The 12800-nt window shown below is 57.9% G+C and carries 11 protein-coding genes; 5 read left to right on the forward strand and 6 right to left on the reverse strand.

Annotated elements, in window-relative coordinates; all coding sequences use genetic code 11:
* Window positions 1-62 precede the first annotated feature (62 nt).
* The 3 genes from BLV11_RS04200 to epmB form a co-directional block, all read right to left on the reverse strand.
* Window positions 63-2153 carry an EAL domain-containing response regulator gene (locus BLV11_RS04200; RefSeq protein ID WP_091811700.1) on the reverse strand — a complete coding sequence of 697 codons (2091 nt, stop codon included), beginning with the start codon at window positions 2151-2153 and terminating at the stop codon, window positions 63-65.
* A gap of 202 nt (window positions 2154-2355) precedes the next feature.
* On the reverse strand, window positions 2356-4155 hold the full coding sequence (locus BLV11_RS04205; protein ID WP_091811701.1) for a GTPase: 1800 nt from the start codon (window positions 4153-4155) through the stop codon (window positions 2356-2358).
* Between the two features lie 204 nt (window positions 4156-4359).
* A complete protein-coding gene (gene epmB / locus BLV11_RS04210; RefSeq protein WP_091811702.1) occupies window positions 4360-5403 on the reverse strand; it encodes an EF-P beta-lysylation protein EpmB in 1044 nt (347 codons plus the stop codon).
* Window positions 5404-5448: 45 nt separating this feature from the next.
* Between epmB and efp the strand changes: the two genes are divergently transcribed.
* Window positions 5449-6024: an elongation factor P gene (efp, locus tag BLV11_RS04215; RefSeq protein WP_091811703.1), complete on the forward strand. Its 576-nt coding sequence runs from the start codon at window positions 5449-5451 to the stop codon at window positions 6022-6024.
* A 20-nt stretch (window positions 6025-6044) separates the two neighbouring features.
* Window positions 6045-7022: an EF-P lysine aminoacylase EpmA gene (gene epmA / locus BLV11_RS04220; protein WP_091811704.1), complete on the forward strand. Its 978-nt coding sequence runs from the start codon at window positions 6045-6047 to the stop codon at window positions 7020-7022.
* Here the strand turns inward: epmA and asd are convergent, their stop codons facing one another.
* Window positions 7023-7880: an archaetidylserine decarboxylase gene (gene asd / locus BLV11_RS04225; RefSeq protein ID WP_091811705.1), complete on the reverse strand. Its 858-nt coding sequence runs from the start codon at window positions 7878-7880 to the stop codon at window positions 7023-7025.
* Between the two features lie 176 nt (window positions 7881-8056).
* On the opposite strand from asd, the gene motA reads away from it, so the two are divergent.
* Complete coding sequence (gene motA, locus BLV11_RS04230) at window positions 8057-8908, forward strand: flagellar motor stator protein MotA (protein WP_091811706.1); 852 nt, start codon at window positions 8057-8059, stop codon at window positions 8906-8908.
* 50 nt (window positions 8909-8958) lie between these two features.
* Window positions 8959-9924: a flagellar motor protein MotB gene (motB, locus tag BLV11_RS04235; protein ID WP_091811707.1), complete on the forward strand. Its 966-nt coding sequence runs from the start codon at window positions 8959-8961 to the stop codon at window positions 9922-9924.
* 4 nt (window positions 9925-9928) lie between these two features.
* Here the strand turns inward: motB and rsgA are convergent, their stop codons facing one another.
* Window positions 9929-10984: a small ribosomal subunit biogenesis GTPase RsgA gene (gene rsgA / locus BLV11_RS04240; RefSeq protein WP_091811708.1), complete on the reverse strand. Its 1056-nt coding sequence runs from the start codon at window positions 10982-10984 to the stop codon at window positions 9929-9931.
* Window positions 10985-11100: 116 nt separating this feature from the next.
* Between rsgA and orn the strand changes: the two genes are divergently transcribed.
* The gene (gene orn / locus BLV11_RS04245; RefSeq protein ID WP_091811709.1) at window positions 11101-11649 is read left to right on the forward strand and encodes an oligoribonuclease; all 549 of its coding nucleotides are present in this window, start codon (window positions 11101-11103) and stop codon (window positions 11647-11649) included.
* Here orn and queG read toward each other — a convergent pair.
* On the reverse strand, window positions 11640-12725 hold the full coding sequence (gene queG, locus BLV11_RS04250; RefSeq protein WP_091811710.1) for a tRNA epoxyqueuosine(34) reductase QueG: 1086 nt from the start codon (window positions 12723-12725) through the stop codon (window positions 11640-11642). The genes orn and queG overlap by 10 nt on opposite strands.
* Between the last annotated feature and the right edge of the window lie 75 nt (window positions 12726-12800).

Here is a 12800-nt window from a genome sequence, read left to right on the forward strand (position 1 = left end):
TTGTTGCGATGCAGACAATAAAAAACGCGGCCTATGGCCGCGTTTTTTATTGTTGATGCCGCTTACTGATCGCCAAAATCGTAGTTCATTTCGGCCACCGGCGCCTGGACATAATAGCCCTGGATGTAATTCACTCCGGCTTGCCAAAGGGTTGACAGCACCATGGCATTCTCGACCATGGGGATGATGGTCAGTTTGCCCGCCTCTTGCAGGCTCTTGACCATCTCTTTGACCTGCTCCTTGGTCTCGTCTTTTTTCTGCAGTTCCTCGGTGAACGAGCCGTCGATTTTGACATAGTCGACGTCGACGTGTTTGAGGGTGTTGAAAGGGTTGATGGCCCCGCCAAACTGGCTGAGTGACACCTTGCAATGCAGCTGGTGGAGGCTCTTGACGAACTCCTTGGCCTGCTTGAGGTGGTTGGTGGTATCGCCTTCGCGCATCTGGAATATCAGCGCGTCACCAGGCAGGCGGGCGGCCTTGAGAGCGACGCTCAGCCAGCTGGTGAAGGTCTTGTCCTGAATGGTCTCTGCGCTGACGTTCAGGAACAGTTTGGTGTCATGGCCCCGCGAGCGGTGAGTGGCCAGCTGCTTGACCGTTTGCAGGATCACCCAGCGATCGATTTTGACGGCCATTTCCGAGGGACCTGCCGGCGGCAGGATGTCGTACGGCGAGACTTCCTCGCCGTCCTTGTCGACCATCCTGACGGTGGCCTCGTAGTGTTCCTCACCTTCTCCGCGGAGATTGATAATGGCCTGGTACAGCATCCGGAAGCGGTCATCGTCCAGGGCTTTCTGAATGGTCTCAGTGGCGTTGCCTTCGCCCAGCCCTTCAATCTCGACCGGATTGTAAGCAACCACGCCATTGCCACCTTCGTGGCCTTCCAGTTTGCGTACTTCTGCCGCGGCGGTATGCCCGCGACCCAGAAGATCGGGGGCCTTTGGTGCATTCTCGGTGATGGCCGCAACGCCAATGCTGACGGTCAGCTGCAGGGTGCGTCCGTCAATCTCGAACAGATGGTCTTCAATGGTCTTGCAGAGCTTGCTGCAGACCTCAACGAGAGCCTTCTCTTCACAACCAGGGGCGAGAATGCCGAAGGCCTCATCGCTGAGGCGGGCAAGCACCATCTCTTCACTGGTCTGGGCCTTGAGGATGGCTGACAGGTCGCCAAGCAGCAGATCTGAGCCGGCAATGCCCAGCTGGCCCTTGATGGCCATGAAGTTGTCGAGCTCGATGTAGGCCAGAGCTGCGGATTCGTTGTGTTCCTTGGCGCGGGTAATGACGCTGCCAAGCTGGTCCATGAAATGCTGTCGGTTGTAGAGTCCGGTTAACAGATCCTGGCTGCTTATCTGGCGGAGCTTTTCTTCCAGCTCAGCGTCGCTGTGCTCGGGCTGGAGGACCAGTTGGGTGCAAGGCTCACTGTCGTAGGTCGCAGAGGACACCGACATGGTAATGCTGAGTTCCTGATCGTCACTGCGTCTGGCAACACAGTTCAGGGTCATGCCATCTTTGCGGGTTTCCGCAAAGCTCTTCATGAACTCTTTGTACTTGCCCTGGCTTTCAGGGGATAGGGTGTCGAGGATCGGGACGCAGATCAGGTCGTCGATATCGTCGTAACCCAGGAATTCCATATATGACTGGTTGGCGTAAATGTGCATGCCATCGTTGATGTAGGCGATGGCATCCTTTGAGCTTTCCAGCAACAGGCGGCAACGTTGTTCGGCTTCCCGCAGGTGAGACTCCAGAGCCCGTCGTTTGCGGCGTTCTTCCAGTGCGGCGAGTTCACGCTTTACCACCAGTACCAACAGATCGGTGTGTTCTGACAGTACGGTATCCTGGGCGCCGGCCTTTAGGAACTGGATGGTGCGGTCGTGATCCTGGCTCTGAGTCAGCAGCACGAACGGCACGTCTTTGTCCATGCGCCGGATCATGGCCAGAGCCTGCCCGGGGCCGAACTCTTCTTCCTGGTCCGTCTCCCGCGCCAGCAGAAGATCCCAGCTTGCTGACTTCAGGGCTTCTTCAAGGTCTTCTTCGGAGGTGATCCGGTGGGCCCGGGTCGCTCTGCCGGAGTTACGTAACAGGCTGACCAGCGCTTCTGCATCATTCTGGGAGGGGTCCAGGATCAGCAGGTGAACCGTCGAATTCTTTTTCTGCATGCTTGGCGAGTCTCGTGAGTACGGCTGGTGCGGACAGTAACGATCAGTTGTCTTTCCATATGAGTCCGTTACTTATAACGCATGATGCAGCGGATGCCGGGTAATGACAACCCTCTTCCCGGCCCACTGCTACCTGATCGGCACTTTTCAGACAATCGGCCAATGCCTAAGGGCGGGCGTGGTGCCGGGACCTGGCCGCGCGTTAAAGCGACGGCCAGAGGGAGTCGAATTCGTCTTCGCTGGTGCCTGACGCTGGCGGTGGGCTGTCAGGCGCAATCGGCGTCGGGTTGCTCAGTTTGAGCTCAAACTGGCTGATACTCCCGGTGGCTGATACCCGGTTGGTCAGGTGTCCCTGATCCTCGCGACCATCGTGTAGCAGCTCAATGCGGCTGCCTGTCTGAAACGGCAGCCGGGGAGTGATCAGGGTGGCGGCCTGGCCAATACCGCTGATTTCCGGAAGCAGCAGGCCACGAAGATATTCGCTGCCGATACCCATTTTCTGGACCAGCTTTACGCCACAGGGTGAGGCGCTGGGGGCAAGCAGTTCGATGCCAATCTGGGTGCCCTGATTTCGTACCTGGCGGATCCAGCGAACGATCGCAATGCTCCAGGGGTGGGTGGACTGTTCACGTACCCCGAGCACCTCGCCGGCCTGCATGGAGGAGGGGACGCTGGTGTTCCAGGATACACAGTATCCACCCGGACTGGTGTTGACCAGAGTGGCCTGATAGGCCGCAGGGCGGTTTTTTTCAGGTTGTACAGAGGCCTGGGCAAAGCTCGGCTCGCGTTGGAAGCTGATGGGCGTGTCGCTGTGGTGAACCCGGTCCTCACTGGGGCCTGCGTCGAAAGCCCCGGCCCAGGCATCTTCTTTCTTTTTGCTCTGGCGGATGAACGGATTGCTTTCCTCGTTATTCGGCGCCTGGGCGGAGACAAACTGGTTGAAGCTTTTTTGCCCGGCGACGTAGAAATGAGCTGCACTCAGGCCGACGCAGATTTCCAGCGTGCCCTGACTGGAAATCCGGTTGAAGTTGCGTTTGGTCAACGCTCCGAGTGCCTGGCTCAGATGGGTCAACAGGGTTTCGTTTATGCCCGCGGGCAGTGGAAAGCCAGGTTTGTAGCTGCGATTGTGCAGGTTCAGGTGCTGGTGCAGGTATTCAGCGATCCGCTCGGACAGGTCGTGGGTGTCAAAACCAAAACCGTCGCCCTTGGTGTCTTCCTTGACCAGGCTGCGGTAAACCGGAGGCGTGTCCTGCTCCATGTGGATCATGAACAGGGCGTCGGAATCCGGGCCTGAATTACAGGTCGTCAGATTGGTCCAGCCTTCAAGCAGGTCATAAACCTGTCCGATTTCAACCTGCCGTAACTGGTTTGGCCGCGCACAACCCAGCAGCAGAAGGCGTTTGTAGCTATCCCCTACGGAGCTTTCAGTGCTGTGGTTGAGCGTCTCATCGGATACCGGCTGGTCGGTGATCTTGTTTCGATGGGCAAAACGGAAAAGCCGGTGGCACTCCAGCCAGGTTTTTGCCGGGGCAGGGCAGTACAGCTGGTAGCTCCTGACAATGGTGCCGGCCAGTTCGGAAATGGCTCGGTGACAGCATTCGGTAATGGCTTTGCGGTTCTTGTCAAAGCCATCCTCTGTGAGCTCTATCACGCAGAGCTTGTAGCCATTGGCCAGATGAATCTGGAGCGCCTGGGAAAGGTTGGCAATCTTGCGCTGTTTCTCAGGCAGTGCGACAGAGTGCCCGAGGTAGTGGCGAGACAATTCGTTGCAGACGAAGTGAATTCTCGGGCGCAGCAGCTCCAGCAACTGAAGCCGGGGCTGGGGTTCGATAAACAGTTGGTTCAACTCAATAATGGCATGGTATAGCTGGCGCGATGTTTCACCAACGTTGGCCATCGGCAGATTATTGGTCCAGTCCCGGACGGCTTTGGGGCTGGCGTCTGCAAACGACAGGCTCGCCAGTTTTTGGTCCGGTGTAGTCAGCTCGGGTGTCAGGGTCATTCGTCAAGGTGCTCACATAAATTGTTATTACGTGTATTCCCGACAACACAGCAAGTTCTGAAAGGAGGCCAAAGATATAAAGTGACGGAAATACAGATCTTTATTTTTCTATTTTACGCCCTCTAAAGTAGCAGGGCATGCCTAAATAGCTACCTCCGTCACGACTTTACAAAGTTTGACACCCTCGCCGCGCGCAGGTGTTGACTACTCGGCGTTGAGGTTCAGCGGGGTTTTGCCTTCCCGTCCGGGTATTTCCCGGACCAGCCGGGGTACCAGAAAGCCGGGCAGCCGGGCGATCATCTCCCGTGCCAGTTGCCGGGCGCGGGCGTCAGGGACGTCGAAGTGATGGGCGCCTTCAACCGGGTCGAAGGCGTGGAGGTAGTACGGCAGGACGCCGGTCGAGAACAAGGCTTCGCTGAGCTCACAGAGTGTGTCGGCATCGTCATTCACACCATGCAGGAGCACGCTCTGGTTCAGCAGGGTTACTCCGGCTGCGGCAAGCCTGGCCAGCGATGAACGGGTGGCCTGGTCCAGTTCATTGGCATGATTGACATGCACCACCATGATGACCTTGAGCCGGGTTTTGCTGACCCAGGACAGCAGTTCATTGTTCACCCGTTGTGGAATGACCACGGGCAGGCGGGTGTGAATGCGAAGTCGGCGCAGCTGTGGCAGGTCGTCGAGAGCCTCAACCCAGCGTGCCAGCAGTCGGTCGTTTACAGCCAGCGGATCGCCGCCACTGAAAATGACCTCGTTGATTTCAGGGGAATCCTTCAGGCTGGTAATGACCTGCTTGCGGTCCTCAGGTGACAACCGATGATCCGCGTACGGGAAGTGGCGGCGAAAGCAGTAGCGGCAGTTGATGGCGCACTGCCCGGTCACCATCAGCAGGGCGCGGCTGCGGTATTTACGGATCAGGCCGGTTGTGGCTGTTGCCGATGCTTCCTGCAATGGGTCCCGTACATACCCCGCCTGAAAACGGGCTTCATCCGCCATTGGAAGGATCTGGCGAAGCAGGGGGTCCGCCGGATTGCCTGGTTCGATGCGTGCCAGGTACGGCAGCGGGACCCGCACCGGAAACAGTGCGTGCCCCTCATGGGCCCCACTGAGCCAGGCGTCAGGGCTGAGACCAAGGGCTTGCAGCAGGGCGTCGGGGCTGGTGATGGAGTCGGCGAGAAGCTGTTGCCAGGTCGGACTTTCGTTATCTTGTTGGCGGGCTTCTATACGGGCAGCGGTTCGCTGTATCATAGCGACCTTTCGACTCTTAACAGCTTTCTTTCAGGTGGTAATAACATGGCTTCCTATTCTACCAACGAATTTCGTAGCGGTCTCAAGGTTTTGTTGGATGGCGACCCCTGCGCCATTCTGGAAAACGAGTTCGTTAAGCCTGGCAAAGGCCAGGCATTTAATCGGGTCAAACTGCGTAACCTGACCAACAACCGTGTCTGGGAACGCACCTTCAAATCCGGTGAATCCCTGGAAGCGGCCGATGTTATTGATCAGGATATGGAATACCTGTACACCGACGGTGAGTTCTGGCATTTCATGATGACGGATGGCTCCTTCGAGCAGCACGCTGCTGACCAGAAGGCGGTGGCCGATGCCCTCAAATGGCTGAAAGAGCAGGATGTCTACACCGTAACGCTATACAACGGTGCTCCGTTGTCCGTAACTCCGCCCAACTTCGTCGAGCTGGAAGTGGTGGAAACCGATCCGGGCATGAAGGGTGATACCGCCCAGGGTGGTTCCAAGCCGGCAACTTTGTCGACCGGTGCGGTGGTGAGCGTTCCACTGTTCATCACCATCGGTGATGTACTGAAGGTTGATACCCGTTCCGGTGAGTACGTCAACCGCGTCAAGAACGGCTGATAACGGATAGCGGTACGACCATGACTCCTGTCGGGCAGTGGCAGCCAACTGCATCTGTTGCCGCCCTTCGGGAGCGGGCCGGTCAGCTGGCCTATCTACGATCCTTTTTCGACCGGCGCGGGGTTCTGGAAACAGAAACCCCGGTTCTGGGCCGGCACGGTGTGACGGACCTCAATCTCGACAGCGTCGGCGCCAGTTTTGAGCCAATCAGTGGCAGTCCGGCGCGATCCGGGTGGTTGCAAACTTCCCCTGAATACCACATGAAACGCCTGCTGGCGGCCGGTTCTGGCCCCATCTTCCAGGTGTTTCGTGCCTTTCGCAGTGGCGAGCGAGGTTCCCGCCATAACCCCGAATTTTCGTTGCTTGAGTGGTATCGTCCAGGGTTTACCGATGTTGAGCTGATGGCCGAAGTGGCTGAGCTGGTGTGTGGCTGGCTGGGTTGTGAGCAGCCTCAGACGCTGACCTACCGCGATGCGATGATGCGCTTTGCGGGGGTTGATCCGTTTGCGGTCAGCGAACAGGAGCTTGAGCAGCGATGCGAGCGTTGGCTTGGCGCGGGACATGCCTTCGGGCTTGGTAGGGACGGCTGGCTTGATGTGCTGATGAGCCATGAGGTGGAAGTGGCGCTGCGGGATCAGCCGCCGACGTTTATCACCGCCTATCCTGCCAGTCAGGCTGCACTGGCTCGTATTTCCGTTCAGGACGGCATCGAGGTGGCTCACCGCTTCGAGCTATATGTGGCCGGAATGGAGTTGTGTAATGGCTACTGGGAGCTGACCGATGCGGATGAGCAACGGCAGCGCTTCCTGGCGGATAATGACGCCAGAAAGCGTGCGGGCAAGCCGGAAATGCCCGTGGATGGCGCGCTGTTGTCTGCGCTGGCGGCCGGGATGCCGGATTGCGCTGGTGTGGCGCTGGGGCTCGACCGCTTGCTGATGCTCCGAATGGGGGTGGCCACCATTGCTGAGGTGGTGGCTTTCCCGCTGGAAATCGCCTGATCAGGAATTGATGCCAAAGGCCTCGCCCATGCGAACGGTCTTGCCGGCAATCATGTCTTGTTTCCATTCGGTGGCACCTTTCGGGGCGACCAGAATGACGGTAGAGCCGAGGCGGAAACGTCCCATTTCCTGTCCCTTCTCAAAGCGGATGGGCGTTTTCAGATGATCGTATCTGGAGACTGACACACCATCGCCGCTGGGGACCACAACGCCCGCCCAGGTTGTTTCGACGCTACCAACAATCATCGCGCCCACCAGCACCATGGCGAGGGGGCCAATGTCGGTGTCGAAGATCGCTACAACCCGCTCGTTACGGGCAAACAGATTGGGGACATTCTCTGCCGTGACCGGGTTTACCGAGAACAGCTTTCCCGGTACGTGAATCATTTCGCGCAGAGTGCCCGATACCGGCATGTGAATACGGTGGTAGTCTTTGGGCGACAGGTAGATCGTGGCGAACTCGCCATTCTCGAACGGCTTGGTCCGTTCGGTGTCGCCCCCGAGCAGTTCCTGGAGGCTGAACGACTGCCCTTTGGCCTGGAATACCCGATCATCGCTGACCTGTCCCAGCTGGCTGATGGCACCATCAACTGGACTGGTCAGTACCTTAGGGTCCGGATCCAATGGGCGGATTCCGGGTTTCAGTTCACGGGTGAAGAATGCGTTGAAGCTGGGGTAGGCTTCGGGGTTGGGTTCGGCGGCTTCGCTCATGTTCACACCGTAGCGGCCGATAAACCATTTGATGACCCGGTTTTTAAGGGCTGGGGTGCGGTCATTGTCGGCGAGCTTTCCTGCCAGCCGGGAAACGGCCAACTGTGGTGTAACGTATTGACCAAGAATAAATAACTTGTCGAACATGAGCGGATTCTCTTGCATTAAGAGCGCGTGATTCTACCAAAGTCTGCCTGGATAGGGAGCCATTGCCTGAAATAAGGCATTTTCTGACCGTCAGGGACGCAGGTATCTTCGCGGAGCGTGGGAGTGATTGCTATGATTGTGACGGCAAACCATTTTTAACAGGTGTATGGCATCCTATGGCATTAATTATTGGTGGGATTATTGTGATTGCCTGCGTGCTGGGCGGATATACGCTCCACGGCGGGAATCTTATGGTGTTGTGGCAGCCCACGGAAGTGCTGATTATCTTTGGCGCAGCGTTGGGCTCGTTCGTGATTGCCAACCCCCCGAGTCTCATCAAGCAGGTTTTTCAGGGCGTTTTGCGGTTGCTGACCGGCTCCCCATTTAACAAGGCGTTTTATCTCGATCTGCTGAGCCTGTTGTACGACATTTTCGACAAGTCGCGAAAGCAGGGGGTCATGTCCATCGAAGAAGATATCGACAACCCGGAATCCAGCCAGATTTTCAGCCGCTATCCGGCGGTTATGAAGTCGAAGGAGTTGTTGGCCTTTATCACGGATTACCTCAGAATTATCAGTTCCGGCAACATGGCACCCCATGAGCTGGAAGGGATGATGGAGAACGAGATCGACAGTCGCCACCATGAGTTGGAAGAGCCGGCCCATGCGGTCAACAAGATCGCGGATGCCCTGCCGGGTCTGGGTATCGTGGCCGCGGTGCTCGGTATTGTCATCACCATGAACTTTCTCAGTGAGGGGCCGGAGCGGATCGGTTTGAGTGTGGCCGCGGCACTGGTCGGGACCTTTCTGGGTATTTTTATGGGCTACGGTTTTGTTGGCCCCACCTCCATTGCTCTGGAGCACTCGGCACAGTACGAACTGAAGGCTTACGAATGTGTCCGGGCCTCCATTGTGGCCACGGTATCGGGGCAGGCCCCCCAGATGGCCATTGAGTTCGGGCGCAAGGCGTTGCCGACCCACAAGCGGCCAGACTTCCAGGAACTGAATGACCACGTTCGCTCCAAATAGCGCTCTCGTAAGAAGCAATATCGTCTCAGGCAGTCAATTCGGGTGAAGGCGTGGAAGAAAGACCGATAATCGTAAAACGAAAAAAGGTGGTCGCCGGTGGCCATCACGGGGGCTCCTGGAAAGTCGCCTTTGCCGATTTCGCCACTGCCATGATGGCGTTCTTTCTGGTGCTTTGGCTGACGGCAACGGCCTCCCCGGAGCAGATTGAAGCTGTGGAGGGCTATTTCAAGGATCCAATCGGCTTTATTGATGGCGGCTCCCCCAATCCGGTGGATCTGGAGGGCAGTGCATCGGTGGTTGAGTCGTCCAGTGCCGATGTTGCTGACAGTCAGATTCAGCTTGAAGACGAGCGCATTGAGGAGCTGGCGGACACGCTGGAGCGACGGCAGATGGAGGAGCTGTTCCAGGATCTGCAACAGCAGATTGAACAGAGCCAGACCCTGCAGGAATTCAAGGATCAGTTGCTGATCGACATCACCGACGAAGGGTTACGGATTCAGATCGTGGATCGGTCCCAGCGACCGATGTTCGATAGCGGCCGGGCCCAGCTGAAGTATTACTCGCAGGATATCCTGTTTGAGCTGGCCAAGCCGCTGAGTATGGTGCCGAACAGGCTGAGTGTTACCGGACATACCGATGCCACACCGTTCAGCGGGCGTCCCGGGTACACCAACTGGGAGTTGTCGGCGGATCGGGCAAACACCGCACGTCGGGCCCTGGTAGCGGGTGGGGTTCGCGAGCAGCAGATTGCCCGGGTGGTGGGGTTGAGCGACTCGGTACTGTTCGATCAGGAAGACCCGACGGCGCCGGTCAATCGCCGTATTGCCATCATCGTGCTTAACAAGAAAGCGGTGCAGGATATTCAGGACAATGCCGGGCGTCAGGATAGCCGTCAGCCGCTGATCGACCTGACGGCACCCAGCGAAGAGCAGCAGCGAGAGGCTCAGCAGTCGCTTGAGAGTGGTGAATGGCTGCAGGAGCGGGAAGAGCCCAACCCCAATGAGTTGAGCTGGTAAGTTCCTAGTCCGCGATCAGTCCCCGGGCCTGCTGCTCCGCCATGTCCTGAAGGATGCGATGGAAACTGTGCATCCGCTCGGGACTGATCTCTCCATTTTTCGCGGCCTCATTGATGGCGCAGCCGGGGTCGTTCTGATGCCGGCAGTTGCGGAACCGGCAGTGGCCAATCAGATTGCGGATCTCCCGGAAACCGAATTCAATTTCATCCCCCGACATGTGCCAGAGGCCGAACTCCCGTATTCCCGGAGAATCGATCAGATCGCCCCCGCATTCCAGGTGAAACAGTCGCGCGGTGGTGGTGGTGTGGGTGCCCTTGCCTGTACTTTCGGAAATGGCGCCCACGCGAATGGACTCTTCCGGCAGCAGGGTCTGGATGATTGATGACTTGCCGACGCCTGATTGGCCGACAAACACGCTGGTCTGGTCGCGCACCAGTTCGGTCACCTGATGTGCCGGCTCACCGTCTTTGGTGCGGGCAGAGGTTCTCACCACCGGGTAGCCCAGCGTCTCGTAGCGTGCCAGCAAGCTGTCGATGGCGTCCCTGTTCCGGTCCGTGACCAGGTCGTCTTTGTTGAGCAGGATGACCGCAGGAATGCCGGTGTTTTCGGCAGCAACCAGGTAGCGGTCAATAAGGTTGTCGTGAGGCTCGGGTTCCGGGGCAATGACCAGGATGATGTGGTCGATATTGGCCGCCACCGGCTTGATCTGCCCAAACTTGTCTGGCCGCTGCAGCAGGGTCCGTCGCTCGGAGCGTGCCACCACAACGCCTACTTCGCCGGCACCCGGTCGCCATACCACCCGGTCTCCGGTGACCAGGCTGTCGATATTGGCCCGCACAAAACAGCGGCAGACAGTGCCTTTGCGATCACCCTCCAGCGCTTCAATGTCGAGTTGCTGACCATAGTGAGCAATGACCAGACCTGCCTGTTCGGCACCCAGTTCGCCGGATTCGAGCTGTTCGTCAATCGCCCGTTCCTTGCGATGTGCACGCTCCGTCCGCTCCTGCTGGATCTTGCGGATGCGCCACTGTTGTTGTTTGTTCAATCGACGTTTGGCCATGGGCAATAGTCTGGTGTCAGTATCAAGGGATAATCTGGTGTAACATCATACTCGAATTGCCCAGCCGCTGCCTGCACGGCGGCGTCTTTCCCAATCCCTTTTCTCAGGAGAGCTGTATGTCCGCATCCGACCGCCTTGTCTGGATAGATCTGGAAATGACCGGACTGGATCCGGAACGCGAGCGCATCATCGAAATCGCCACCATCGTGACCAATTCAGAACTTGAAATTATTGCTGAAGGTCCAGTGATCGCGGTCCATCAGCCTGACAGTCTGCTGGATGCCATGGATGAGTGGTGCACCAGGACCCACGGTGAGAATGGCCTGACCCAGCGGGTCAGGGACAGTAAGGTGTCCGAAGCAGAGGCTGAGCAACAGACCATTGCATTCCTGCAGGAACATTTGGAGTCGGGACAGTCACCGCTGTGCGGCAACAGCATTGGCCAGGATCGTCGCTTCCTGGTGAAGTACATGCCTCGGCTGGAGTCCTTTTTCCATTACCGCAACCTCGATGTCAGCACTGTCAAGGAGCTGGCAAGACGCTGGCGGCCTGACGTACTGGCCGGAGTGAAGAAAAAAGGATCCCACCTGGCGCTGGATGATATCCGGGATTCGATTGCCGAACTGCAGCATTACCGGGAGCAGTTTTTCCGTCTTCAGGACTGAAGTGCCGGCGGCTGGGCGACCGGATCTACGCCGTGCCGGCTCAGTGCCCAGGCCACATGTTCCCTGACCAGCGGGGAAGGGTGGTCTGCCCGCTTCCTGAGTGCTTCTATCACCGGGATGGTGGAGGGTGCATTGCCCAGCCCCACGGCCAGGTTACGCAACCAGCCTTCATAACCTGTCCGGCGAATGGCCGAGCCTTCGGTGCGCTTGAGGAATTCTTCCTCGTTCCATAAAAACAGTTGTGCCAGCTCGGTGTTGTCCAGGTGGTGCCGGGGCTTGAAGTCATCTTCCTTTGAAGCCTTGGCAAACCGATTCCAGGGACACACCAGCTGACAGTCATCGCAGCCAAACACGCGGTTGCCCATCAACGGGCGCAGCTCCTCCGGAATCGCTCCCTTCAGCTCAATGGTGAGGTAGCTGATGCAGCGGCGGGCATCCAGCACATGGGGCGCAGGGAATGCCTGGGTCGGACACAGGTCGAGGCAGGCGGTGCAGCGCCCACAGTGGTCCTTGTCGTATGGGGTGTCGACAGGGAGGGGCGCACTGGTGAATATCTCGCCGAGGAAGAAGAACGATCCCGCCTGGCGGGTAATGAGCATGGTGTTTTTGCCCTGCCAGCCCAGTCCGGCCTGAGTGCCGAGCGCCCGTTCCAGCACCGGCGCGCTGTCCACAAAGGCGCGATAATTGAAGCCTGACACTGCGTCGTCAATGCGTTTGGCCAGTGTCGACAGACGCTTGCGGATCAGCTTGTGGTAGTCCCTGCCCAGGGTATAGCGGGAGATATAGGCCTTTTCCGGGTTTGCCAGAACGTCTCGCGGGCTGTCCGGGGCCGACAGGTAATCCATTCTTACTGAGATGACCCGCTCGGTTCCCGGCACCAGCGACGCGGGGGTGTAACGCATGTCGCCGTGGTCGGCCATATAGCCCATCTCGCCGTGCAGGCCCTCGGCCAGCCAGCGTTTCAGGTGGTCGCCATGGCTTCCGGTGTCGGCGTGGGTGATGCCGATATCGGCGAAACCAAGCTCTTTGGCCCAGCGGCGAATGGTGTCTGGCAGGGTGTCCAGGGAATGATGCATAGTGGGCTTGAAAATGTTTAACAAAACGGCAACTGTTTAAGTTATGACCTTTTTGGCTGTTTTGCTATTCTTTAC

This window comes from Marinobacter mobilis, from assembly GCF_900106945.1.
Classification (GTDB): domain Bacteria; phylum Pseudomonadota; class Gammaproteobacteria; order Pseudomonadales; family Oleiphilaceae; genus Marinobacter; species Marinobacter mobilis.

Excerpts from the sequence above, each read along its gene's own strand:
- rsgA (WP_091811708.1), bottom strand. The coding sequence starts at position 10,984 with ATGGCCAAACGTCGATTGAACAAACAACAACAGTGGCGCATCCGCAAG.
- BLV11_RS04205 (WP_091811701.1), bottom strand. The coding sequence starts at position 4,155 with ATGACCCTGACACCCGAGCTGACTACACCGGACCAAAAACTGGCGAGC.
- asd (WP_091811705.1), bottom strand. The coding sequence starts at position 7,880 with ATGTTCGACAAGTTATTTATTCTTGGTCAATACGTTACACCACAGTTG.
- orn (WP_091811709.1), top strand. The coding sequence starts at position 11,101 with ATGTCCGCATCCGACCGCCTTGTCTGGATAGATCTGGAAATGACCGGA.
- BLV11_RS04200 (WP_091811700.1), bottom strand. The coding sequence starts at position 2,153 with ATGCAGAAAAAGAATTCGACGGTTCACCTGCTGATCCTGGACCCCTCC.
- queG (WP_091811710.1), bottom strand. The coding sequence starts at position 12,725 with ATGCATCATTCCCTGGACACCCTGCCAGACACCATTCGCCGCTGGGCC.
- epmB (WP_091811702.1), bottom strand. The coding sequence starts at position 5,403 with ATGATACAGCGAACCGCTGCCCGTATAGAAGCCCGCCAACAAGATAAC.
- epmA (WP_091811704.1), top strand. The coding sequence starts at position 6,045 with ATGACTCCTGTCGGGCAGTGGCAGCCAACTGCATCTGTTGCCGCCCTT.
- motA (WP_091811706.1), top strand. The coding sequence starts at position 8,057 with ATGGCATTAATTATTGGTGGGATTATTGTGATTGCCTGCGTGCTGGGC.
- efp (WP_091811703.1), top strand. The coding sequence starts at position 5,449 with ATGGCTTCCTATTCTACCAACGAATTTCGTAGCGGTCTCAAGGTTTTG.